Consider the following 26306-nt stretch of genomic DNA (forward strand, 5'->3'; position numbering starts at 1 on the left):
ATGCAGGGCTCCTCCCGTTATATTTACGACGGGTTATTAACTATTTTTATTTTTTCTTATAGTCAGTCACTCAATAGAACGAATGACTGTTTCACTCGAGCTGCCATCATCTGTTATTAGTTGCCAGCGCAAAGTACCGGAGACACTGGCAGGTAATGGCCATGACAGTTCAGAAAATGGCGCTACCATCCGCGTATTATGTAGGTCAATATTCGTGTTTCCGACTGATAAAGAGCTGAAAGTGATATAAAACGGTGATGGGTTTTTGACCGTCAGCGTATTACCATTGCGCTGAAATACAGGTAGTTCCGTACGTGCTGTTTCACTAATCGCTGGTAAACCAGCGGGGCGGTAAAATAGCTTTAAATTATTCTGTGTACTCATAATAAGACGGGTTTGTTCACTGTTTTCTTCTTGTGATGGAATTGCATTCAGCACGAGCAGAAAAACAGACTCTCTATCTTGTGGTAGAGTCTTTTGTATCAAGCGGATCCTAAGTGTTAGTGCGGTATCCGGCTCAAAACGCGTTAACGGTGGTAGAACAACGAAAGGGACTGTTTTCTCTTCTTCTGCTTTATTTTCTACTGTGCTGTCATCATAAGGAAGTATTCGTGATTGCAGTAAATACGGGCGTGGTGTGTTATTCGTTAACGTGTAAGTAATGCCGTTACGTGCATCCCCCGGGTAAATAACGCGCGTATTATTAAGCGTAATGCCATCTTGTTCCTGTGATAGATTCCCCGCCTGTACAGTAGTAACAATAAACAGTAGGGGAATGATATTCAGTAAATTCAGTAAATAGCGGCGCATGATATTACTCTCCGGCCTTGATAGCGGCTGAGTATATTGTCCCTATATCTCCGTAATCGGTGATCACTGCCCACTGAGCCTGTGATGCCGCACCTTCGGTCGGGAAAGTTTTAGATGAAAAAGGGGCTATCATCGGATTGTGTTCCTGAAGATTGACCGCTCTGTCATTAAATGAAAGTGTTGCTAATGTCAGGAAATATGGTGTTGGGTTATTCACCAAGACATCGTGCCCATCACGGCGAAATGTCAGTTTTCCTTGTGACTGTTCAAAGGAGGGGGAAAGCCCTGTGGGACGGTAAAATAACTTAATGACATTACGGATGCCGATAGAGACCTGCGCACTGGTCATATTATCTGGCGTATCCCCATTTTTCGTTATTGAGGGAATAGCAAGAAAACTCAACCAAAATACAGATTCTCTGTCGGAAGGTAACGCTGAAGTACCATTACGGGCAATGAGAACGGTGGCCTGATTGTCTTTTTCTAGCCGAAATATCGGTGGCGTGACGATAAAGGGAGCGGCTGGCAAAGCAGGATTGTTCCCATCAGGTGTATTCATTATATCTGTTTTGATCAGATAAACCTGAGGGCTATTATTTTTGATAACCGCATTAGCATTTTTGTTTTTTGCATTAAAAATAACACGGGTTTGGGCCAGACGTACTCCGCCTTCTGCTGCTTGTACAGCAGGCTGTAATGATAGAATAACAAGTGTAGTTACCAAAAAAAGTGTGCGGGGCAAAAGTGAGATCTTCATCGTAGCTCCGGGTCAATCATATAAAAAGTTAAATGTCACAGTGGCTATGAGCTCCCCATTCTGTAAGTCGGGACCTGGTGTGCAGGCGCCACAGGAGAGATAACCTTTGAACGTTAACCAGCCGTTCAGCGACGCTGGATTTCCGCCATTTGTCGGCCAGCTTTTGACACTGATGATGTTATTTTCGGCAGTATTACTGTTGGGATTAAAGTTGTTATTACCCTCTATTGATAGGCGAACGCCATAACCTTTGCTGGTACTACTTGTATCGGCATATAATTTTGTACCATCACTGGTGGTTATTGTATTGCCAGTCACTTGAATTCTGGGTGTTAGAAAATAACCTTGACAACCAATCAGTTGGATAGAGGACTGGCGGAAACGGGCATCACCAGGAATTGAGTCATCAGGGATTGGGTTACCTTGGTTATAAGGCAGTTGCGGCGGAGCTTTAATTTCGCAGCTACCCCCATAAAAAGTAGCCTGAAAATCAATTGATTGGGAGATGCTTTCTGCCGTTGCTATCTGAAAAAACACCGGAAGCAGTCCTGTTGTCAAGGCTAACGTCTTATAGATATTGTTTATTTTCATAGTGAACCTGTAACCTCAGAAACGATCAGTTATAAGCAAATTTAAAGGTGACATTAGCTTTCAGTTCACCACCTTGAATATCTGCAATTGCTGCGCAGTTCCCGCAACTGACGGCCGTATTTAACGTAACTTTTCCATTTAATTCGGATGCCATTGTCGTTGACCATGGTTTATCCGCCGCAGTGAGCTTCATATCTTCGGCAAGATTGGTGCTTGCTTTAAAATTATCGTTACCATCAAAAGTGAGCAAAATACCATAGCCTTTGGTGCTACTGCTTGGTGCTAGAAACAACGGCTTACCGGTGGCTCTATCCACATTGCCTTCCAAAGTGATAACGGGTGTTAGGCCATACCCTTTGCAACCCGAAATGGTCAGTTCAAGCGGTTCCACTGGGCTGTTACCTGCAATAATTAGATCTGACTGGATAGTTGCACCTTTATTCACTGATACAGTAGGTGGTGCCGAAATATCACAGGAACCACCGACAATTTTGGCTCTAAATTCAGTAAAGTTGTTGGCGGCTGCCATCGCACTGTTTGTCGTTGCAATACTCATCATGATGGGCAACCCAAAGGCAAAAGTAATTTTTCTGAACAGTGACATAATGTATAACCTTTAAAATTTACTGAAATATAAGATTAAAAATTAGTGTTGCCGAAAATTTGCCCGAGATTGCTGGACCATCTACAGGACCGACCAGTCCGACAAGGAAAGTCTCTTCTGTTTGAAAATGGTTTTCTGCATTCAGTGGGGTCAAGGCGATTTGTTTACCGCGTGCTATTGCCTTGCTTGTGTCATAGAAATCATTCAGGGAAGGGATGGTTCCATCATACAACCGCAGCATAAACCCAGCACTATTTGGCGTACCGTCAAGAAAAATGGTATCTGTACTGTATGGTGTATTGCCGAGTAACGTAATTTTGGGTGTTAGTTTCCCTGTTTTGTCTTTACACTTGAAAATGGCCTGTAATGGCTTAATTTCGAATGTTTTCAGTGTCCCGATAAAGTCATTGGTTCGCTGAGGTGTGAACTGTAATACCGACGGAATATCCATGCTACAGCCAATATCATCAGAAATGATAGCGGATATCTCGGTTGTTTCCGCGGCTTGGCCTACTGGAGACAGGCAGCATAACATCACAAATAGGCTAGACAGCCAATTAGCGTATCTGCCCATGAAAAGCCTCCGTGCCCCCGTAGTCATTAATGGCTTCCCATTCAACGCTGCCCTGATGTGGCGCGCCGGGGTATACATTGCTACTCATTGGGGAAATCATGGTATTGCCGGCACTGACGCTCATTGGCACTTTACGCCCACCGACCGTCAGGGAATTCAAAGTGACGTAATAAGGGGAGGCGTTTGTAACTTTTAGCCCGTTTCCGTCAGCTGAAAACTGTAATGATTGCATGGCCTGCTGTGGTTTCATTTTCAGCCCAGCAGGGCGATAAAATAGTTTAATAATATTGGCCGTTGATATCTGTATTGTGCCGCCAATATTATTGTCCTGCTGACCATTATTTTTTTCACCTGAAGGTGTTGCTATGGCACGCAGATAAAATACAGACTCTTTATCTTGTGGTAGAGCCATGTTTTTTTTCATAATCCGCACTTGGTTGGTATTGCCAGGTTCAAGGCGGAACAGTGACGGTGTGACTAAGAATGGTACATCTGTTTGTACACCAGAAGGTGTTTTCAGTACCTGAGCTTTAATAAGATACGGTGTCAGTGAATTGGATGAACTGGCAATACCAACACTTACTCCTGTCTTATTATCCGAAGCTTGAAAAATAACACGGGTACTGTTGATGGCTATCCCTGCTACTGAAGTTGCGGATACGAATAACAGACTAGTGAGTGCATATCTGAAAAGAGTCATTTTTTCCATGTATTTTCCGTCAGGTAATTGATGAGATGAAGGCAGCACAATAAAACTGTACTGCCACGTAGTTAATTGCCGTTAAAGCAATTAGTTAGAAAGAAACGCAACTACAATTGGTGCACTGTATGCATCTGCTTTAGGTGTAGTATTGGTCGTAGCCATACCGACTTTGAATGTGTACTGGCCAGTAGTGTCATCTGCACCTAATGGAGAAGGAACACCTTTACCATTGACGATGTCTTTGCCACCAGCATCTTGAATAATGAAGCCGACAGTTTGTGCGTCATTAGAAACAAACACGTTCTGTTCGTTGTTACCGATAGAAGTGATTCCTTGGATGATCAGGTTACCAGCTTGGCCTTTAGCGCAATTAGTCAGGGTAACAGGCAAGTCGACTTGCTGTTTAGTGATAGTATTTGCGGCAGTGAATGAAGCTCCTACCTCTGAACCGCTAACAGTTGTGTTGAATACACCAACGTTTAGTACGGATTTACCACCATTGATAGTCACATTACAGGTAGTATCAGTCAGAATACCTTGTAAAGTCACTTCTGAAGATGGTGCCGCGAGCACATTCATACTTGCCGCAGACAGACCTACAACTAAGGCAGTTGAAAGTAATTTAGTTTTAAACATCATATTTAATTCCTATTTGATAGTAATAAAAACGTGCCCATGACAAAATAACCATCAGTGCTCCTTAATGAATACTATGGTATTACTGTCATAGCTTTTGTTTGATTATGTTGATGTTTTTATACAACAAACATAATTTCACTGACACTCGGTGGTAAATATCAGTTATGGAACATAGTGCCATTACCATGGAATGATTAATTGATACTATTTTCCATCTTAAACACTGGCAGTATATTTTTGCTGTCAGCAAAGCTAGAATAACGATTCTTCTGGTATGAATATGTCTTTAGAGTTGTTTTGAGTATAAAAAATATGTCAGTTAGCCGATTCAGTGTTGGATGGGTATTACTGTGTTTATAGTCGAAAATATTGCTGAATATTATTTTGTTATACTCTAAAGAGTTTTTTTTGGATTTATTCATGAAAGCCTCTTTTTGTTATTTATTAATCAATTAGATCTTACAGCTTCATGCCAAAAGTCATTTTAAAACGTGACCTATAATATCAACCACCTGCATATGGAATTTATATTATAGGTGTTAACTTTAGTTGTGAGTATTAATACCTATATAATACTCTTTTTATACGTAATGATAATAGGCCGTATGTAACAACCTGTAAAAGTGATTATAACCATTGATGTATTTAAAATAATAGCTTCAATCTATTAATGTTAGTTGTTTATACTAACATCTTAAAAAGAATATATAGTATTTCACTTAAAAACAATAGGTTATGAGTTAACTTGTAAATTCAGTTATAAATTAATTTAATCAGGATAATTTAAATAATTCAAAAAACAGTGATTAAATAACGTTAAAATGCATTATTTATTTTCATTTAGTTACAATTAGAAAGGTTATTGTATTGAAAATGCGCTTGAAAAGAGAAAGATATACTTTATTTGGTTTTATTTTATATATTAACGTATTACGTGTAATTTATATATTAACGATCCGCAACGAACAACACTCTTTTTCCAAAAGCCTTGACTGATTTTTTCAATAACTATTTTCTCTTTTCTTAACTCCGGCATCGATATATATCAAAATATTTAAATTATAAATTCAAAGTCGTAATTTAGGGGGGCTCAAACCGGTGATTGGTCTGTAAGATAAAAACTGACTGTAGTGAGATTGATAGACAAAATCGATGAGTAATGGTCTTTGTGGGTAACAAGAAACATCAAGTATACCTGGGAGTCTTGTCTAAAATGAATTATTGCGCATATCATTTGGCCGGCAAAGTAAGAAGACCTTTCGCCAGTGGCTGATTTGATTTTCTAGGTTCAATGTGGTTTTTTGATACACCGATAAGATCATTGGGTATTTATTGAACGCGAGTAAGACCTATTATAATGATCTTTATTTTGAATACACGACCCACAATTGAGTTTGCGGATCTTCACCAATCATTAGCTTTATTTTTATATCGAATAGTGGGTCGAGTAATATTATTTAACATAAGTATTACCCAGATCATCTTCAGTGCTTTTCGCCACTATAGTTTTAATTTGTATCATCTATAATAACAGTATCAAACCCTAAAAATTTTTCATTGTTAAGAATAATATTTACCTTATTATGACTGTTATTTCGGTTTAACTGATACTGTAAATAATTTTGTACTAATAGGTACTTGTCTAATCGATTGGATGAAAAATATAGTGACTTTTTGATTAGATATAGAGAAAGAATTAATAATGGAACAAACAAGCAAGTAGGGATTAATAACAGTAATGCTATGTAATTCACTTTTAAAAGGTATAAAAATAAAAAAATAGGAATGTATGATAATATAAAAATAGCCACGCAAGATGTTATTATCATAGGCGTTGTTTTTTCATTGTAATTTATATGTTTTTTTGGCTTGATGAGATAAGCTGAGTTATCTTTTTGATTATAAAGCCCTATAATTTGGTTATCTTTGATATTACTTATAATTTCAATTTTATCACCTAAAGCAATAAAAAAAGGGTGAGAAAATTTAGTAATAACGAATTGAGATAAATAACTATTATGTGTCTTACAATAATAATTTTTTTCACCATCACCAATTAAATGTAAATTATTATAGATTTGAGTTTTCTTGTTTATTTTAAGAGTGTTAACATGAGTTATTTCTAGGTTGTTTTTTGTCTCTCTACTTTTGACATTAAATTTATCTAAGTGAACGCCAATTCTTTCGGGATCATCAATGACAATATTAAAATCACTTTCTGAAATAAACTTATTATGAACTCTAAATGAAAGTTTATTTATTAATAAAGCTATTTTTTTACCATGATTTTTTATGAAAATATATGCCTTATAATTAAAATCCCCCTTGTTTATTATAAGATTTTTCTCCTCTTGATACATAATTAGTGAGGCGTTTAATGGTGACAAAGCAGTTTGTATTAAATTTTTTATAGAAAAACCACAAAAGAAAATAGATAAAAGAAAAAGTATAACAATATAAGGTGAGTTTAAACCATCAATAATCATTAAAAAAGTGAAAAAGATAGCAATTGAACTATAAATTATGTATTTAATGCTGTCTCTGCTATCTTCCTGTATTTTATTGGGTTTTAACTCATTATTTTCATCTGAAATCACCCAATGGAGCCAATACCCACCATTCTTTAATTTATGTCCTGCAATAATCAGCTCTTCACCACTCTTTAAGTGAGTTAAAAATTTATCTGTATTTTGAAACTGTGAATGATAAAAGAAGAATATTTCTTTTGAAGTGATAACTCGGATAATAGAATCTTTATAAACAGTTTGTGTATCATACTGGATATAATTAACGTTGAATTTTTTAGGCTTTATCAGCATTTAAATGGTCTCTATTTTTAGATGATTTGTACTTGAATAACTGAATTATTATAAACACACTAAATAAGCAAAGCTTGTGTACCACACTCACTGAGACTTGACTAGATTATACATTTTTCCTCAGTTGTGTACTGGTTATATATTAACATCATTAATGGTTACCATTAAATACAGAATATTCAAATAATTCACATGAAATTGGCGTAATCCATTACTTGAAGCCCTATTATCTCTCTATATGATAATTTTCTAGATGATTAGTGATGAGATGAAGACTAAAACTGTAGTACCACACGATTGTTCTTTTTCTTCTGCTTATTTTTGAAAAAATCTTTTATTTGTCTGAATATTCACTATGCGTTGGCTCACAATAAAAAAAGTAACATGTTACTTTCGAAGTGATCCGTTTCTAAATTAAGTGGATAAATTGCTTTTTATTTTATGCTAGAGCAGGATGCTGTCATGGAAATGAGTGTAAGAAAACAACAACGAGATACCGTATGAAAAAACTCATTAATGCCCTACAAGCGTTTGGTAAATCCTTATATGGACCCGTCTTGATATTACCGATTGTCGGTTTATATATCGCTTTAGGTAATGTTTTTGGCAATGGCAATCTTGCAGAATATATTCCGTTTTTAAATCACCCTATCATTCAAAATATTGGACAATTACTCGCAAAATCGGCAGTTGCTATTTTAGTTAATCTCGCACTGATTTTTGCTGTAGGTATTCCTGTTGGTTTAGCAAAAAAAGATAAAGGCTACGCAGGTTTAATTGGCTTAGTTGTGTTTGTCATTTTTACGAATGCGATGAACATTACGCTAACGCTACAAGGTAAATTGGTGAGTGCAGAAGAGATGCGAGCCGCCGGTCAAGGTATGGTACTCGGTGTCCAAGTCCTAGAAATGGGGGTATTTGCTGGTATTTTAACTGGAGCGATATCTGGATGGCTGTATAACCGTTATTCAGGCCGTCAGTTTAACGGCATTATGGCAATTTATTCCGGTCATTGCTTTGTCGCCATTATTGCTATTCCATTTACCATTGCATTGGCTGTTTTAATGTGTGAAGTATGGCCTTTTGCTCAAGCGGGTATTACTAAAATGGCGCTCGTTATTCATGACTCTGGTGCTTTTGGAGCGCTAATTTATGGATTCTTAGAACGTATTCTTATCCCAACGGGATTACACCATTTAGTTTATACCCCATTTTTGTATACCGAATTAGGTGGCGTCGCTGATGTATGTGGCACAACTTACCAAGGGGCAAGAAACATTTACTTTGCTGAAATGGCTTGTCCGGAAGTTAAACAACTCAGTCGCACTGTTATTTGGGATGCGCGCGGTATTACTAAAATGTTTGGTTTAACTGCCGCGGCGGCTGCCATGATTTCTGTGGCCAAAAAAGAGAAAAAACAGATAGCGAAGGCGATTTTAATTCCTGCTGCGGCAACCTCTTTTTTGTTAGGCGTGACAGAGCCTCTTGAGTTTTCCTTTCTATTTGTTGCACCTGTTCTGTTTTTAGTTCACGCCATATTAACGGGTATTGGCATGATGCTGTTCTATTTATTAGGCGTTCATGCGATTGGCGCGAACGGTGTTATTGACTTCATTTTATATAACTTACCGCTAGGCACTGAAAAATCAAATTGGCCTATGTATATCGTGGTGGGTTTGATCATGTCCGTTCTCTATTTCATTATTTTTAGAACCTTGATTTTAAAACTAAATCTTAAAACACCTGGCCGTGAAGATGATGATGAAGAGACACGTTTATACAGCAAAGACGATTACAAGAAAAAAACAGAAGCCGCTACTGATGCAGAAGCCACTACTCAAACTATCAATGAGTTAGGCGAAGAAATTATTGAAGGACTCGGTGGACGTGACAATATCGAAGCCGTTGATAATTGTTATACCCGCTTAAGAGTTATTGTTAAAAATATTGATGGAATTCATGAGGATATATTGAAAAAGACCGGAGCTAAAGGCGTTGTACGCCACGGTAATAATGTTCAAGTCGTTTATGGATTACATGTGAAAAAAATGCGTGAAGCGGTCGAAGCCGCACTTTAATAGGAGAAAGAAAGATGACTAAATCACCCTTTATCTTAAGTATTGCAGGCGGCGGAAGTACTTATACACCGGGAATTGTAAAAAGCTTAATGGTACGTTTAGAGGATTTCCCTCTGAGTGAAATTCGTTTATATGATATCGATAAAGAGCGTCAAGAAACTATTGCACCTGTAGTTGAAAAAGTGATTCGAGATCATAGTGCTACCATTAAATTTACGGTGACAACGGATGCAAAGACTGCGTTTGATGGTGCCCACTTTGTGTTTGCTCAAATGCGAGTGGGTCAATACAAAATGCGTGAACAGGATGAAAAAATTCCATTGAGTCATGGTGTTGTAGGGCAAGAGACCTGTGGGCCGGGGGGGCTTGCTTACGGTTTACGTACTATTTTACCTATGGTTGAGCTAATTGATTTAGTTGAGGAATACGCGTCCCCTAAAGCATGGATTGTAAACTATTCAAATCCAGCTGCGATTGTAGCGGAAGGTGTACGTCGCTTACGTCCCAATGCTCGTGTATTGAATATCTGTGATATGCCAGTTGCGGCAATGCGTAATATGGCCGCTGTATTAAATGTTGACCGACATGATTTAGATGTGGACTATTTTGGTCTAAATCATTTTGGTTGGTTCACATCTGTACGGGTAAAAGGTGAAGAGAAACTGCCTGAACTACGTGAACATATCGCTAAGTTTGGTCTTTTAACAGAAGATGCAGCTCAAACTGATCCACAACACTCAGATCCTTCATGGGTAAAAACATGGCGTCATATTCAGCCATTAATGGAAGCATTTCCTGAATATATTCCAAACCCATATTTACAGTATTACTTGATGCCAAACTATATCGTTGAGCATCAAGACCCTGATTACACTCGCGCAAATGAAGTCATGGATGGTCGTGAAAAACGACTGTTTGAAGCTGCGCGTGAATATAAAGAGACGGGTATTTTACCGGATGCTTTCCACGTTGGTGTGCACGGTGCTTTTATTGTTGATGTGGCATGTTCATTAGCTTTTGATTTACGCCAGCGCCATTTAGTGATTGTTGAGAATAAAGGTGCGATTGCTGATTTACCTTATGATGCAATGGTTGAAGTACCTGCCTATATCACTTCTCATGGACCAGAACCTATTCGTGTTGGCGATATTCCACGTTTTCATCGGACTTTATTAGAGCAACAGCTGGCATCAGAACAATTGCTGGTAGAAGCAACGCTAGAGGGTAGCTACGAAAAAGCGCTTGAGGCATTTACACTGAATAAAACGGTGCCAAGTGTGATCCACGCTAAGAATATTCTGGATGATATGATTGAAGCAAATCGTGAGTATTGGCCCGAATTACGTAAAGCTTATGTAAATGGTAAGTCTGTTTGATCTCAAGACTTGCTGTTTATGAATAATTGAATAAGAATGCTGTTCTATCCTCAGAACAGCATTTTCCTTTTATGTTGGTAAGGACGATGTATCAATAAGGTAGCAGGTATGTCGGCACGATTATCATCTTTACTATCCAGAGCAACAGAATTAACCCGTGCAGAATATCGCATACTTTCCTATTTAATTGATAATCCGGCTCAAGTTGGGAAACTGACTATTAGAGAACTGGCTCAAGCTAATTTTGTTTCAACAACGACTATTATGCGACTTTGTCAGAAATTAGGTTTTTCTGGTTATAGTGAGCTGGTTTATTATTGCAAACAGTTGTTATCCACGCCTAAAAAAAAACATCAACTGAAAAGTGATGAAAATGAGGTAGCAGAGCCTCTTTTTGATCAGTTTCTGACAAATTACCTAAAAACTTTTACGTTAATTTCAGAAGAACGAAGACAAGCTTTTGCTGATTTGATTAACAGTAAGAACTCATTTTTTATTTATGGGGCTGGTTTTTCTCATATATTTTCAGAATATATCAGTAAGCGGTTACAACTAATTGGTAAAGATGCATTTCTTTCAGGCCTTAGTGATAGTAAAAATATCTTCATGAATAATGCCTCACGCTATACGGTTTTTATTGCAATATCGCGTAGTGGGGAAACAGAACAAGTTGTTGAAAAAGCAAAAATAGCAAAAAGCATTGGTATGAAGGTTATTGCCTTTACTCGAGCAAGTGCTAATCCATTAGCTGAATTTGCTGATATTCACTTTCCCATTTACGATGACGCAGTGAATTACCATTGTGATACTATCGAGAGCTCGTCTTTTGAATCAAATCTTGTCTTAATTATTGATTTGTTACTTAGTCGTGCTCAGCGATTTTAATTTATCCGATGATACTATCGAGACTTCATGATTTATTAACGCCTACTTTAACGCAGGGTTTTTAAATAATAATCTTTAAGGTTTGGTATGAAAGTGACTGCAAAGTGCGATATCTTTTTCATAAAGCCCCGTTTTTTTAGTGGGAGCCTGAAACATGCAAATGGTGTTACCTAAATATCAACGGCTCTGTGCTATCTGACATTTTCAATGGCTATGCACTTATGGGGGAATGGAAAGCGTCTCGTGCTTCTTTTTTTAAAATGGAACACTGTGCCGATCCCTTAAAAATATCAGCACAGCAGCGTGGAAGTATTACTTTTGATTTTGTTGATGAAACTTAACACGCTCATGAAAATAAGCTTTTAGATGGTCTTCCATTTGATGAATTTTTTGTTCAAGAGCATCGACAAATACGTCATCGTTATTCATATTAAAAACACGTTGCATCGCGAGATCATCAATATACTCTTTTTGTGCTTTTGTTAAGCTGGTCATTTTTTCATCACCTATATTAAAATGTACTTATTTGCCCCTAAAATATTCAGCAAATAGAAGAAACCTCATTATTGTGCCTTAGTCGTTACGGGTTGAAAAGTAGAATAACGCATTGTCGAATAATGATTATTCGTTAACTTAGCCACAATACAAGAGATCAAATCACATTCTAAATCTGTTAAGAATATTCACAATATTTTTAATGAACATAAGCTGATATCCTCGCCAAAGTTACTTATAAATAGGTCTGAAAATGAATAATAAACAATATTACCTCGATGCCGCTGTGGGTGAGGGCGAAAAAGAAGCGTCAATGATGGTAGCTATTCCTGCTGCTGAATTGACATCTTTACTCCTTGAGCAACGTTTAGAAGAACAAACTTATTTTACTGAAGGTGAAATAGATTATATTCCTGACGATGGTGGTTTTTTCTTTACCTGTAAAAAAGATGAAGAGGAATTGCGTTTTTATATTTCATTGGTGGAAAGTGACCCTGAATATACCATCAACCCATATTTTGCCACCGACCCTATCAGCCCAGAGCTGTATGCAGAAGCCAGTTCTGCCACTCAAGCCGTTATTGTTGAATGTGTATTCCAAGAGCAGCCACTAGTGAGCTATCTTCAGCAACTGAAAATTATTCAAATCCTAGTCCCTGACCTACTGTTGGGGCTTGATATTTCAGCCGCAGGGAAAGTATTTACTCGTGAGTGGTTAAACTTTCAGTTAATTGATGACTTAATGCCAAGTATTGATTCTCTATATGTTGTTCATGCGATTTATGACCAAGAAGATAATGAAGACAAGCCAGAAGAAGAACGTGTACCTACAATGTATTGGTTCCATACGCATGGTTTAGCTCGTTGCGGGTTATCTGAGGCTGAAATTATTATCCCACACCCAATCGCATCTTATTATGGCATCCCAGAGTTGTTTTGGAGTTTTGTAAATAACAGCATCACGCATGGCAAAATTGTGTTTAATGAGCCGATTTTTATTGGGCAAACACAATCCGGTTATGAATATTTAGTGGCGGTACCGTTTGAAGAAGGATTGCTCCATGTCGGCAAATCGACGCCAATCGATGATTTAGCCCCCTTAGAAGACATGAATTTTGAGTTTGGAGATGCAAGTTCAGAACGTTTCATGGGGGATTGGCACGATAGAGATGGATCTCATCAACACCCCTCTGCCATGTTATTCCGTGTGACCCAAGAAAACCCAGTATTAGAAAGTTTCTTTGAAGGATTTGAAGATCAAAATGCCATGATGTTCATGCGTACTGACGAAGAAACGGCCGATATGTCTCGTAAAGCTAAGCTGCGTTGGGAGTATTTCACTCATATGCTTGATAACTATGGCCCAAAACAGAAGGTTCAGAAGAAAGGCTTTCTTGCTAAATTTTTAGGTAAAAATGAGGAAGTTGAGGATTCTGAATGGCGTTTCTTGGCGAAATGCGGCATCGGCTACCATGATGCAGAAGAAGATTATGAAGGACATGAGCATATGTGGTTTGAGCCAATTACTTGGAATGGCGACCAATTTGAAGGTCGCTTGATTAATCATCCTTTTTATGTGCAAAACATGCAAGAGGGGCAAATTTACCCATTAACTCGTGATGATATAACGGATTGGACGATTTATTTCCAAGATGGTAGTTACACTCCAGATACGATATACAAACTGTTAAGTGGCGCACAAGTTCACTAGCATCAAGGGGAGTGTTAGACTGGGCGTGTGATGCGCCCAATTTAATGATAAAAATTTGACACCATGAATGAATCCGACCTATATCAATATGGCCTATTTATGCTTTCCCGTCGTGACTATGGTAAAGCCGAGTTATTTACCCGCATGAAGCGGCGGATGTATGAAAAAAATGAAGGAATTATTGATGAACCCTTGATTGAGAAAGTGCTTGAGAGACTGAGTGAGCAACACTTTCTGGATGATGAGCGGGTTGTGGCGCTCATGATGCAAGGATATATTCGCAAAGGTTATGGACCGCTGCGAATTAAACAAGAAATGCGACAAAAAGGTTTTGCTGATACATTGGTGGAAAAAAAGTTTGCCGATGTTGATGTGGATTGGTTTGAAAAAGCGGCCTATGTGCGTAGTAGAAAATTTGGCGAGAGCCTTCCTCAAGACTTTAAAGAAAAAAGTAAACAAATTCGTTACTTACAATATCGCGGTTTTTACGGCGATATGAACTATGAATTATTTAGCCGCTAGTTTTATTACGTTATCATATAAATAACTTTATTTTCAATCGGTTAGTTTTAAATTCAAATACCATAATTATTCATGATCTATTTTGAAACTATGAACTAATTGTGAGGTCGATCTTTCTTTTATTAATAACTGTTAACGTTAACATTGGATTTGATCATATACTGATGCTGATGTTCTAGGCAGCTAACTTCGCGATAAATTAAAAAATAGAAGAAAGCGCTAGCGATTATATTTATTGGTTTAATTCAAATAGGTATTAATATGAAGACGTTACCTTTATCTGCGATTGCAGCTGCTTTCGTAACTATTTTTCCTTTAGTGGGATATGCGCAGACGGATTTAAGTCTGATTGAGGCAAGGTTACAAGCACTAGAGAAAAGAGCTGAGCAAGCAGAGCAGCGCGCTGCTGCGGCTGAAAGAAAAGCAGAAAAACTCGAGCAAGTGATGAACGCACGTGAATCGGCTAAGCCCTCTGTATCGATGGATGTCAGTGGTGCCTCTCCGACCCCAAATACACCTAGCGTCAATATGTCTACCACGAATACAGTAGCGCCTCCAACACCCGCTATCCAATATAATAATGATTTCGGTGAACTTAAGCTTTATGGTGATGTTGAATTCAATATGGACTCAGCGAGCCGCCAAGGGCAAATAACCTCGGTGAGGACAGCTATTGGAAAAGATAAACAGCCAAATAAAAGCGACAATTGGGATATCAATGGCAGAATTTTGATTGGTCTTGATGGTAAACATACGAAAGATAACGGCAACTATGCGGGTTTTTCTGTACAACCGTTAGCGGATATGACCGGAAGAATGAATCTCGATGATGCCGTTTTTTATTTTGGGCAAAAGGATAGCTGGCAAGCCAAGTTAGGTCGCTATGAAGCTTATGATATGTTCCCATTAGGGCAAGATACTTTTGTAGAGTATTCAGGAAACACAGCGAATGATTTATACAGTGATGGGTTCGGTTATATTTATATGATGAAAGAGGGGCGGGGCCGCTCTGGAGATGGTGGCAGTGTGCAACTTTCCCGTTCTTTACATGATTGGTATTTTGAAATAAACGCATTGATTGAAGATGGTACGGCGTTATTTGATGACTCTAATTACCATGGTTATCAATTAGATAATAAGAAAAATGTCATTTATCTAAGACCTGTGGTGGCTTGGCAGCCGAATGAATTTAAGTTGGCTGTCGCGATGGAATCCCAAGTCATTAATAATGCCTATGGGGATAAGGTGGATGGTACGTGGAAGGATATGTCTAAACGTAACGGGTACGGTATGACTTTAGGGTGGAACAGCTTAGAGAAAGACCCTGATAATGGTGTACAGTTAACATTTAGTACCGCATATCTGGATGCAACAGCGGAAAAAGATTTATCGCTAGGGGGTTATGTTTTGTGGCGCCGAGCTCAACTAGGTTATATCTATGCGCATAATAATATTAAAGATTTCAACTCTGCGAACATTTCAACAGATGCGAACGCCATATTGAATCGTATTCCGGGGAAATATGATATTCATACCCTATATGCTTCTTATGAGTTACCTCGGATTTTAGATTTAGATAATTACAAAATTTACCTTGGTGCTTATTATTCTAAAATTAATGCGGATGATCCTAGTTTAATTAGCCATCATGATGATGAACGCTATGGTGTTCGTGCTCGCTTCAAATATTTCTTCTAATCTCAGTTAGGCAGATCTTCCTGTGTTTAAGGGATAAATGGGAAGATCGACTGCCAAACATGTATTCAAAAATATTTATCATTTATTTTTCTTGTTTTTTTACTCGTTTCTATATTAAAAATTATTCATTGATGTGATCATTGTCAGTGAATTTTGCTTAACTATTAGGCAGAGTGATTTTTTTTATAACTACAAAAGAAGACGGGCAGGAGAAACAAATGATTGAGCTCTTAATCGGCGTTATTGTCGCAATTGGAGTTGGGCGTTATATCATAAAAGGCTATTCGGCAACGGGTGTCTTAATGACAGGGGGGATTTTACTCCTGATTATTACCGCCATTATGGGAAAAAGTATTTTACCGGGCTCTGTTCCGGCAACAGGGTGGCGCGTTACAGATATTCTGGAATACATTAAATTCCTATTAATGAGCCGAGGCGGTGACCTTGGTATGATGATCATGGTGTTATGTGGGTTTGCGTCATATATGACTCACATAGGTGCAAATGATGTGGTCGTTAAAATTGCATCTAAACCATTGAAAATGATCAACTCTCCGTATTTATTAATGGTAGCAGCTTATATTGTTGCTTGTTTAATGTCCTTGGCGGTTTCTTCAGCGACAGGGCTTGGCGTACTATTAATGGCAACATTATTCCCTGTTATGGTTAACGTTGGGATCAGTCGCGGTGCAGCAGCGGCAATCTGTGCATCACCCGCCGCAATTATTCTAGCGCCAACATCCGGTGACGTTATTTTGGCTGCAAAAGCAGCTGAAATGCCATTAATTGATTTTGCGTTTAAAACGACACTTCCTATTTCTATTGCGGCGATTGTGGCGATGTCTGTCGCACATTTCTTCTGGCAACGTTATTTAGATAGAAAAGAGAACGTTAAAACAGAAATGTTAGACGTCAATGAAATTAAAACACATGCGCCATCTTTTTACGCTATCTTACCCTTTACTCCGATTATTGGAGTATTGGTGTTTGATGGAAAATGGGCTCCTGAGCTGCATATCGTTACTATCATTGTTGGTTGTATTATTTTAGCGGCAGTCATTGAGTTTTTACGTAGCTTTAGTGCAAAACACGTCTATGGTGGTTTAGAAGTTTGCTATAGAGGAATGGCAGATGCATTTGCAACGGTGGTGATGTTGTTAGTGGCCGCAGGGGTATTTGCTCAAGGCCTAAGTACCATCGGTTTCATTAAAGGTCTGATTGATCTGGCTCAGTCATTTGGTTCTGGTGCGATAGTGATGATGGTTGCGTTAGTGGTAATTACCATGTTAGCGGCGATGACAACCGGTTCTGGTAATGCACCATTCTATGCATTTGTTGAATTAATCCCTTATTTAGCAAAACAAATGGGCGTCAACCCAGCTTACCTAGTAATTCCTATGCTACAAGCATCTAACTTAGGGCGCACGTTATCTCCAGTGTCTGGTGTGGTTGTGGCGGTTTCCGGTATGGCAAAAATTTCGCCATTTGAAGTCGTGAAAAGAACCTCAATCCCAGTATTAGTTGGGTTAGTTGTTGTGGTGATAGCGACGGAAATACTGGTGCCAATTTACCTTTAATTTTGGGTTATTCGTGTATAAATGGCTGAACTGGTTGTTCGGCCATTTTTTATCGAAAATAATTAAATGCTTTATCTGTAAAATTTACTCTTTTAATTGCAGGTGAATCCGGATTTTTACAGGGGAATGGCATTGTATTTTTGGGTTTTACGTTATTAACGAGATCTACAGCAAAAAGTTGGAAGAAATAAGTAAATTGGGCTAGGTGCGAATACTCATTTCATGCAAAATCGGCGCATCTTATTTTAATAACGTAAATGATGAAAAATACAATATGAGCGCAATTGAAAAGACAGTGGTAACAGCAGATAAATCTGTAAGTAAATGGACGTATAAAGATTTTACGTGGGTGCTTTCTTTGTTTGGTACAGCGGTGGGAGCAGGGGTTTTATTTTTACCAATTAAAGCAGGGGCGGGTGGCTTTTGGCCATTAGTTATCTTGGCATTAATTGCCACACCAATGATTTGGTTAGCACATAAAGGGTTAGCTCGTTTCGTATTATCTTCAAAAAATCCGAATGCGGATATCACTGACACAGTAGAAGAGCACTTCGGTAAAACTGGGGCGAATATTATTACTTTCGCTTATTTCTTCGCGATTTACCCTATCGTATTAATTTATGGGGTTGGCATTACCAATACTGTTGATTCTTTCCTTGTTAATCAATTAGGTATCGATCCTCTTCCGCGTTGGTTGCTATCGGGTATATTGATTGCAGCAATGACCGCGGGAGTGGTATTTGGTCGCGACCTAATGTTAAAGCTCACATCTTTAATGGTTTACCCATTAGTCTTTATTTTATTGGCTTTATCTTTGTATTTAATTCCTGAATGGAATATGTCAATGCTCGAAGTGGCACCTGATTGGAGCTCAATGCCCGTCATCGTTTGGATGGCGATTCCGCTTATCGTATTTTCATTCAACCATAGCCCGATTATTAGCCAATTTACGAAAGATCAACGCCAACAATTTGGTGATAGTGCAGTTGTAAAAACGGATATGATCACCGGTGGTGCGGCTTTAATGTTAACGGGCTTTGTCATGTTCTTTGTTTTCTCTGTGGTGTTATCGTTGAGCCCAGCAGAACTTACCGTAGCCAAGGAACAAAACATCAGCGTGTTATCCCATATTGCGAATATTAACCCATCACCAATACTGTCTTATTTAGGGCCGATTGTTGCCTTTGCTGCGATTGTTTCAAGTTACTTTGGTCATTTCTTAGGGGCTCATGAAGGTTTAGTAGGATTAATTAAATCGCGTTCATCTTTCTCTGTGAAGAAAATTGAAATGGCGTCCATGCTGTTTATCGTGTTAACGACTTGGATTGTCACTATTCGTAATCCAAGTATTTTAGGCATGATTGAAACGATGGGAGCGCCAATGATTGCAGCTATCCTATTCATTTTGCCAGTCGTATCGATGAATATTGTTCCTGCAATGAAGAAATTTAGTACATCAAAACTGGCACAGGTATTCACGTTTATTTGTGGATTAGCCTCAATTACATCAGTTATTTATGGTGCATTTCAGTAACTATCAATAACGATAAAGTGTTAACAGAGCCACGGCTTGCAAGGGTTGTGGCTTTTTTATATCAATACGAAATAGATTATAAGAATAGCATTTAATATAATCGATTGGTTGAGTTGAAGTGAGTAAGAATCTCTTAATGCATAGTTAGACTAACTAACCTATATGAAATAATTTCAAGTTCTAATAGTTGTCTGATGTAGAGTCTTCGGTAATATCTATGGCTATCACTGCATTGAAGTCTGTACCCACTATTTCCTCTGGCCGTGTTTTTCCAGTGCGTCATAACAAGGATAACAAATGAAATTAGAAACATTATCGATTCATGCCGGTTACTCTCCAGACCCTACAACGAAATCAGTTGCCGTTCCGATTTACCAAACCACGTCATATGCCTTTGATGATACACAGCACGGCGCAGACCTTTTCGATTTAAAAGTCGCAGGTAATATTTACACGCGAATTATGAACCCAACTAATGATGTTCTGGAACAGCGTGTTGCCGCATTAGAAGGCGGTGTGGCGGGGCTTGCGGTTGCATCAGGTATGGCTGCAATCACCTATGCTATTCAAACGATTGCACAAGCGGGCGACAATATCGTTTCGGTTGCTAAGCTATATGGCGGTACTTACAATTTACTCGCCCACGCATTGCCACGCTTAGGGATTGAAACGCGTTTTGCTGAACATGATGATTTAGCCGCTCTTGAAGCATTGATTGATGACAAGACGCGCGCAGTTTTCTGCGAATCGATTTCAAATCCAGCAGGTTTTATTGTAGATATTGAGGCACTAGCGCAAGTGGCTCACCGTCATGGTGTACCGTTGATTGTGGATAATACGGTTGCGACGCCTTATTTATGTCGCCCATTTGAACATGGTGCGGATATTGTCGTTCACTCATTGACCAAATACATAGGTGGTCATGGGACATCACTTGGTGGAATGGTCATTGATTCGGGCAAATTTCCTTGGACACAATACCCAAACCGCTTCTCATTACTGATAGAGCCTGATGTCGCATACCACGGTGTCAGCTATACAGAGCATTTTGGCGCAGCAGCTTTTATTGCTCGCTGCCGCGTTGCACCATTACGTGGAACGGGGGCTGCATTATCACCGTTTAACTCATTTTTGATTTTACAAGGCTTAGAAACGCTGGCCTTAAGAATGGACAGACATACGGAAAATGCGTTAAAAGTGGCAAATTTTCTTGAAAAGCACCCTCAAGTTGAATGGGTAAAATATGCAGGTTTGCCAAGTAACCCTGAGCATGCTTTAGCGCAAAAATACATGGACGGTAAACCTGCGAGTATTATGTCATTCGGTATTAAAGGGGGGCAAGAGGCGGGGGCGCGTTTTATTGATGCGCTGAAATTGATTGTCAGATTAGTTAATATTGGTGATGCTAAATCGTTAGCATGCCACCCCGCATCAACTACTCATCGTCAGTTAAATGATGCTGAATTGGCTCAAGCCGGGGTTTCCAGAGATATGATCCGCTTATCCATCGGGATTGAACATATTGATGATATCTTAGCGGACCTTGAGCAGGCGCTGCTTGCCGCAAAATAAAATAATAATGATTGATAAAAACCAGCTATAGGTAAAAAACCATAGCCGGTTTTTTTTGTTAAAAATAATGCGCCCCATTATTAACACTTATATGGCGTATTTGTTCTTATTCTTAAATTCTTAATATGAAGGTTTAATTAATTAGATATTATATATTTTAAATAATGAACTATTTTTTTAATTATTAGTCTTAATTTAGATTCTTATCTCTTTTTTATAGCTTAAATTTGAGTTTCATTTATTGATTATCTATGCATAAGCGATGTTCGTATGGATTAATGTTGACTTGTTTAAATAGGGTTTAATCGCAGCAATGATAATAATGTAAAAGAAACAATATATGTTTATTTTATATACATAAATCAAAAGTATTAAGTATCAATAACAAGAATGGTTGAGATGAGATGATTATGGCAAACAATAAAGTTGCCTACCTTAAGTGGTGCCTGTTATTTGCATTTGTTTTAATGACCTATTTTTTGCCGTTAAACGGTAGGCTGTTATGGCAACCTGATGAGCTGCGTTATGCGGAAATCAGCCGAGAATTGATCCTCAGTTATAATTGGAGTGTGCCTGAGCTTCTTGATGTTCGTTATTTTGAAAAACCAATTTTTGGTTATTGGGTTGGTGCATTATTCCAAATGTTATTTGGTGAAAATAATGTCTCAGTTCGCCTTGGGGTGGTATTTAGTACGTTAGCGAGTGGGGTGTTTGTTTATCTCAGTGCCAAAATGGCATGGAGAAATTCACGTCTCGCTTTCAATGCTGCTTTTATTTATCTTTCGATGTTAATGGTGTTTACGATAGGCACCTATAATATTCTCGATCCCATTGTGACTGCTTTTATTACGATGGTGATTTTTTTCTTTCAGTGGGGACTGACCACTCAACGTTTTGCTTACAGGCTAATTGCTTTCATTATGATGGGAGTAGCTTGTGGCTTAGGCTTGTTAACTAAAGGTTTTTTAGTTTTAGTGCTACCCGTTTTAGTGTGCTCCTTGACTGCCATTTATTTTAAAAAATTTAAAGAAGTCTTTGTTTTTTCATTTGTATCGATTTTTACTGCATTTGTGGTGTGCTTACCTTGGTCGTTTGTGATAGCCAGCCGTGAACCTGACTTTTGGAATTACTTCTTTTGGGTCGAGCATATTCAGCGATTTATGTCTCATGACGCTCAGAACAAATCCCCATTTTGGTTTTATATCCCCATTATCTGTGCTGCTGTATTGCCGTGGTTAGGTTATCTAATCGGTGCCATACGTCACGCTTGGCGGCAAAAAGGTATGCATGTTTATTTCCTATTTTGGTTTGTTGCTCCGTTTGTGTTTTTTAGTATTACAAAAGGGAAGCTACTCACTTATATTTTGCCGTGTATCGCACCTATCGCTATTTTAATGGCGGCATATATTGAGAAAGTACTTACAGAGAAAAAAACAACGGCGATCCGTGTAAATGCAGTGATTAACTCACTGGTTGGAGCCCTTGCTGCCGGCGCTATTATTGCATCCCCTTATTTCCCTAAGCTAAATATTTATCAAGCCGATGAAAGCGATAAGTTATGGTTAGCAGCGGGCGCATTTATCTTCTGGTTAGTGGTGGCGCTAGTTTCTTTTAAACAGCGATTTTGGTATTTAGCCGCAGTATGTACCGTGGCTATTAGCTTAACAGTGGGGCATGTTATTCCATATCATATTGAAAGTAACAATACGCCCCAAAATATTATTGGCAAGTACACTAAGCAGTTAGAAAATAAATCGGTTTTACTGACCAATAATGTGGGACTGGGAACTGCACTTGCATGGGTGCTCAAACGCAGTGATATCACGATGTTATATCAGACGGGTGAGCTGGGTTATGGGTTAAAGTACCCTGATGCGGCTAATCGTTTCTATCGTTTAGATCAACTTCCAGAGTTACTGCAACGCCATAATTATAAAAATGTTGCGGTTGTTGTGGATGGCTCAAAACGTGCGTTGCTTGATGCCTTACCAGGTCGTCCTATTATCATCCGTGAAGGTAACCTTATGTTAGCTTTCTACGAGGGTCAATAAGATAAACAATGGCATCACGCTTATGTGATGCCATTGATGGTTATATTACGAAACACAACTTTCGAAGTTACTTCAAAATATTTGGCTTATAGGTTATCTTTTCTCTTAAAATTTAGTTTATTCTAATGAAAGGGGATGGATTTGGACAATAACCATTTCGCCAAGACTTCATTATTTAAAAACAATAGGTATCGAACCATTATCAACAGGGCTGCCGTTTACTTGCGAGATAGGTGGGTTCCCCTCCGGTACGTTCCTCGTCACCGAGTTTACGTTGACTGAGGGATTATCAACGCTTTATACCCTAAACTTAAGTGTCGTGAGTCTCTTACCCTTTATTGATTTTCAGTCACACTTGAGCCGCGCTTCGTCATTGACGGTTAAACGAGACGGTCAAATAATACGAACGGTTAATGGTTTACTCTCCAGTGGTGTGCAGGGCAATACAGATGGTGTCAAAACCTGGTATCACTTTGAGATACGACCTGAAATGTGGGTGATGACCTTAAACCAAGATAGTCGTATTTTTCAAAATAAAACGACACCCGACATTTTAAAGATATTGTTAGATGAAGCTCATATTAAATCAGATTGTATTTTTTATCGTAAAGGGTTACATCAGCCCCGCGCTTATACAACACAAAAAAGAGAATCTGCGTATGAGTTTTGGTGTCGTTTAGCCGCCGAAGAAGGAATTACGTTTTGGTTTGAAGAAAATCAACTGTTTTACAGTGATGAACATATGGGGATGACGGCGGGAATTTACCTCATGTATAACCCACAATCTGATACCGATATTACGGATAGTACCGCATCCGTTTGGCGTTATGGAGAATCCCTGTGCAGTGACCAACTCATTCAAAAAGATAATAACTACATACGCCCTTCTTACCCATTGATGCACGAACAAAATGATGAAAGTAAAATGGGGCAAGCCCTCTCTGAAATAGGATTGTTACATGAACGTTACATAATAGACACAGAACCTACGAGTAGTTGGTATTTTTTATCGAATGAGCTATTGGCAGACTTTAAAGCGGCCGGTGCCTTTTTTATGGAGGCAGGACAATGGGTGTGTGATGCATTAATTGATCCTAAAATGCAAACTGCGGTCAAAGTCGCTTTTTACTATATTGTGGCGGAAACAAAAGCCGTTATCACCTTGACTGAAAAAAATTTAGAACAATATGCGAGCATGGTACTCGACGAGACGGATTTTACGGCAGACGACATTAAAAATTTTTCGTTTGTTCAAGTGGTAATGCAAGTATCAAGTGGCCCAACAGGAATGGTGATGTTAGCCATTAAGAAAAACACCTCAGAAGATGTTCAATATATTATGTGCAAAGTGGCTGTTGCGATTGCGCTAATCGCATTGGTTATTTTCTTCGCGGGGGCTGAAATTGTGGGGTTGGCTGTAGCGGCATTAGCCTCAATAGGGTCATCATTTGTAACGTTAGCGTTGGAGTAGAGAGGGAAACATGGCATTAGAAGCACAAAAACAGCATATCGAACAACAACTGGCGAATTTTTCATTACTTAATAGTGAAGGGATGGCAGTGACGCGTTTGGGTATCACCATCATTATGATTTATCCGTTCGGCTATACCGCTGAGAAAAAACAAAATGCCTTAAATTGTTTTCGTCGATTTCGTGACGAGTTTGGTTATGAGCTGCGTTTTCATACCCACGGTTTTTCAGGACTAAAAAAATACAATGAGGCGAATATTGAGAAGTTTGAAACCAAATTTTTGGCAGGTACGGATAAGGATGATTTAGAATGGGATGTGAGTGATGCATTTGATGCAGATACGGCCCCCAATTATTCAATGTCAATGTTACTTTCTCATGAAGGGGGGGGGCATTATAACCGATCATATTTAAATTTGACTTTACCTTGGGATTATATTTTTCAAGAGGATGGATTGGCTAAATTCCAAGAGTGGTTTGATTTTCTCAAAGAACAGCTCTCTCCCGATGCAGGCTATTGTGATTTTGGTGTCACTCTACCGCGTAATTACCATCAATACCAAGCTCAAGAAAGACGGTTAGCTGAACACTATCCACTTATAACAGTCAACTCAACTATCCATATGGATAAACGTAAATTTGTTAAGTCTGTTCGTGGCGTTAATTGGATTACCATTATCTCTCCCTATCTACTTCAATGTCTAGGTGGTATTGAATGGGTACGTAAAAAACTTAGCCCTTACCCCGAAATCCAACTCATTGAAAGTCCCGATTCATTAGTGATCCAAATTGGTGAATATCCCATACTCTGTAATTCATTAGCCTCTGTACCCAAGAGTTACTACGCGGTAAATGACTTACTTAGACCAATTCGACATGTCCCTGATGATAGCTTACATACTCGTGGCTACGGTCATTTCGATATTCCCGCTACTAAAGCTTGGTATTCCCGTTTAGATAGAGCGCCGTTAAAAATCACCCCGATTACAGCAGGAGAACCTGCATTAGTAGCAGGTTACTACCACAGTGAAAAAGGCGGGTTAAAAGAGGCTTATTTTGAACAAGGGGATATTGCGTTTGATGTGAATAATAACCCCGAAGGTACTACCCTTTGGCATTTAGTGCGTGAAGGGAAACGGGATGATTAGCTGAGAGGGAAACATGGCATTCGAAGCACAAAAACAGCATATCGAACAACAACTGGCGAATTTTTCATTACTTAATAGTGAAGGGATGGCGGTGACGCGTTTGGGTATCACCATCATTATGATTTATCCGTTCGGCTATACCGCTGAAAAAAAACAAAATGCGTTAAATTGTTTTCGTCGTTTTCGTGAAGAATTTGGTTATGAGCTGCGTTTTCATACCCACGGTTTTTCAGGGCTAAAAAAATACAATGAGGCGAATATTGAGAAGTTTGAAACCAAATTTTTGGCAGGTACGGATAAGGATGATTTAGAATGGGATGTGAGTGATGCCTTTGATTTAGATACTGCGCCTAAACATTTAATGTCAATGGTCACATCACTTGAAGCGAGCGGGCATTATAACCGATCATATTTAAATTTGACTTTACCTTGGGATTATATTTTTCAAGAAGATGGATTGGCTAAATTTCAAGGGTGGTTTGATTTTCTCAAAGAACAGCTCTCTCCTGATGCTGGGTACTGTGATTTTGGTGTCACCTTACCTCGAAATTACCATGAGTATCAGGCTCAAGAACGAATGCTGGCAGAACGGTATCCATTATTGACAGTCAACTCAACGATCCACGGTGATAAGCGCCGATTTGGAACCTCAGTTCGCGGCGTTAATTGGATCACCATTATCTCGCCATATT

The 26306-nt window shown here is 38.7% G+C and carries 21 protein-coding genes and 1 pseudogene; 13 read left to right on the forward strand and 9 right to left on the reverse strand.

Annotation, left to right across the window (positions count from 1 at the left end; genetic code table 11):
* Positions 1–66: 66 nt before the first annotated feature.
* The 8 genes from ACLPIE_RS18260 to ACLPIE_RS18295 all read right to left on the reverse strand — a co-directional run bounded on the left by ACLPIE_RS18260 (position 67) and on the right by ACLPIE_RS18295 (position 7497).
* On the reverse strand, positions 67–810 hold the full coding sequence (locus tag ACLPIE_RS18260) for a fimbrial biogenesis chaperone (protein WP_430263124.1): 744 nt from the start codon (positions 808–810) through the stop codon (positions 67–69).
* A gap of 4 nt (positions 811–814) precedes the next feature.
* On the reverse strand, positions 815–1567 hold the full coding sequence (locus ACLPIE_RS18265; RefSeq protein WP_430263125.1) for a fimbrial biogenesis chaperone: 753 nt from the start codon (positions 1565–1567) through the stop codon (positions 815–817).
* A 12-nt stretch (positions 1568–1579) separates the two neighbouring features.
* Positions 1580–2104: a fimbrial protein gene (locus ACLPIE_RS18270; RefSeq protein WP_430263126.1), complete on the reverse strand. Its 525-nt coding sequence runs from the start codon at positions 2102–2104 to the stop codon at positions 1580–1582.
* Positions 2105–2183: 79 nt separating this feature from the next.
* Complete coding sequence (locus ACLPIE_RS18275; protein ID WP_430263128.1) at positions 2184–2762, reverse strand: fimbrial protein; 579 nt, start codon at positions 2760–2762, stop codon at positions 2184–2186.
* 19 nt (positions 2763–2781) lie between these two features.
* Entirely contained in the window at positions 2782–3336 is a 555-nt protein-coding gene (locus ACLPIE_RS18280; protein WP_430263129.1) for a fimbrial protein, read from the reverse strand.
* The gene (locus ACLPIE_RS18285) at positions 3320–4045 is read right to left on the reverse strand and encodes a fimbrial biogenesis chaperone (RefSeq protein ID WP_430263130.1); all 726 of its coding nucleotides are present in this window, start codon (positions 4043–4045) and stop codon (positions 3320–3322) included. Before ACLPIE_RS18285 ends, ACLPIE_RS18280 begins: the two co-directional genes overlap by 17 nt.
* 81 nt (positions 4046–4126) lie before the next feature.
* Positions 4127–4678 (reverse strand): fimbrial protein, encoded by a 552-nt coding sequence (locus tag ACLPIE_RS18290; RefSeq protein WP_430263131.1) that lies wholly within the window; start codon positions 4676–4678, stop codon positions 4127–4129.
* A 1508-nt stretch (positions 4679–6186) separates the two neighbouring features.
* Entirely contained in the window at positions 6187–7497 is a 1311-nt protein-coding gene (locus tag ACLPIE_RS18295) for a hypothetical protein (RefSeq protein WP_430263133.1), read from the reverse strand.
* A 500-nt stretch (positions 7498–7997) separates the two neighbouring features.
* Between ACLPIE_RS18295 and ACLPIE_RS18300 the strand changes: the two genes are divergently transcribed.
* The 3 genes from ACLPIE_RS18300 to ACLPIE_RS18310 all read left to right on the forward strand — a co-directional run bounded on the left by ACLPIE_RS18300 (position 7998) and on the right by ACLPIE_RS18310 (position 11836).
* Complete coding sequence (locus ACLPIE_RS18300; protein ID WP_430263134.1) at positions 7998–9575, forward strand: PTS transporter subunit EIIC; 1578 nt, start codon at positions 7998–8000, stop codon at positions 9573–9575.
* A gap of 14 nt (positions 9576–9589) precedes the next feature.
* Complete coding sequence (locus ACLPIE_RS18305; protein WP_430263135.1) at positions 9590–10951, forward strand: 6-phospho-alpha-glucosidase; 1362 nt, start codon at positions 9590–9592, stop codon at positions 10949–10951.
* A gap of 108 nt (positions 10952–11059) precedes the next feature.
* Positions 11060–11836 carry a MurR/RpiR family transcriptional regulator gene (locus ACLPIE_RS18310; RefSeq protein ID WP_430263136.1) on the forward strand — a complete coding sequence of 259 codons (777 nt, stop codon included), beginning with the start codon at positions 11060–11062 and terminating at the stop codon, positions 11834–11836.
* A gap of 312 nt (positions 11837–12148) precedes the next feature.
* On the opposite strand, the gene ACLPIE_RS18315 is transcribed toward ACLPIE_RS18310, so the two are convergent.
* The gene (locus ACLPIE_RS18315; protein ID WP_430263137.1) at positions 12149–12331 is read right to left on the reverse strand and encodes a hypothetical protein; all 183 of its coding nucleotides are present in this window, start codon (positions 12329–12331) and stop codon (positions 12149–12151) included.
* A gap of 253 nt (positions 12332–12584) precedes the next feature.
* On the opposite strand from ACLPIE_RS18315, the gene ACLPIE_RS18320 reads away from it, so the two are divergent.
* The 10 genes and pseudogenes from ACLPIE_RS18320 to ACLPIE_RS18365 form a co-directional block, all read left to right on the forward strand.
* On the forward strand, positions 12585–14042 hold the full coding sequence (locus tag ACLPIE_RS18320; RefSeq protein ID WP_430263138.1) for a DUF4026 domain-containing protein: 1458 nt from the start codon (positions 12585–12587) through the stop codon (positions 14040–14042).
* Between the two features lie 63 nt (positions 14043–14105).
* Positions 14106–14564, forward strand: coding sequence for a regulatory protein RecX (locus ACLPIE_RS18325; RefSeq protein WP_430263139.1), 459 nt, complete (start codon positions 14106–14108; stop codon positions 14562–14564).
* Positions 14565–14825: 261 nt separating this feature from the next.
* The gene (locus tag ACLPIE_RS18330; RefSeq protein ID WP_430263140.1) at positions 14826–16262 is read left to right on the forward strand and encodes a carbohydrate porin; all 1437 of its coding nucleotides are present in this window, start codon (positions 14826–14828) and stop codon (positions 16260–16262) included.
* 218 nt (positions 16263–16480) lie between these two features.
* Positions 16481–17839: an anaerobic C4-dicarboxylate transporter DcuC gene (gene dcuC, locus ACLPIE_RS18335; RefSeq protein ID WP_430263141.1), complete on the forward strand. Its 1359-nt coding sequence runs from the start codon at positions 16481–16483 to the stop codon at positions 17837–17839.
* Between the two features lie 274 nt (positions 17840–18113).
* Positions 18114–19373 carry an aromatic amino acid transport family protein gene (locus tag ACLPIE_RS18340; protein WP_430263143.1) on the forward strand — a complete coding sequence of 420 codons (1260 nt, stop codon included), beginning with the start codon at positions 18114–18116 and terminating at the stop codon, positions 19371–19373.
* 297 nt (positions 19374–19670) lie between these two features.
* Entirely contained in the window at positions 19671–20945 is a 1275-nt protein-coding gene (locus ACLPIE_RS18345; RefSeq protein WP_430263144.1) for a bifunctional O-acetylhomoserine aminocarboxypropyltransferase/cysteine synthase, read from the forward strand.
* Between the two features lie 404 nt (positions 20946–21349).
* A complete protein-coding gene (gene arnT / locus ACLPIE_RS18350; RefSeq protein ID WP_430263145.1) occupies positions 21350–22996 on the forward strand; it encodes a lipid IV(A) 4-amino-4-deoxy-L-arabinosyltransferase in 1647 nt (548 codons plus the stop codon).
* A 199-nt stretch (positions 22997–23195) separates the two neighbouring features.
* Positions 23196–23915: pseudogene (locus tag ACLPIE_RS18355) on the forward strand (type VI secretion system Vgr family protein); the annotation flags it as partial.
* A 562-nt stretch (positions 23916–24477) separates the two neighbouring features.
* Positions 24478–25614, forward strand: coding sequence for a type VI immunity family protein (locus tag ACLPIE_RS18360; RefSeq protein WP_430263146.1), 1137 nt, complete (start codon positions 24478–24480; stop codon positions 25612–25614).
* A gap of 13 nt (positions 25615–25627) precedes the next feature.
* A partial coding sequence (locus tag ACLPIE_RS18365; protein WP_430263147.1) for a type VI immunity family protein occupies positions 25628–26306 on the forward strand: 679 nt, incomplete at its 3' end.

The sequence above is a fragment of the Providencia sp. Me31A genome, from assembly GCF_050487165.1.
Classification (GTDB): Bacteria; Pseudomonadota; Gammaproteobacteria; order Enterobacterales; family Enterobacteriaceae; genus Providencia.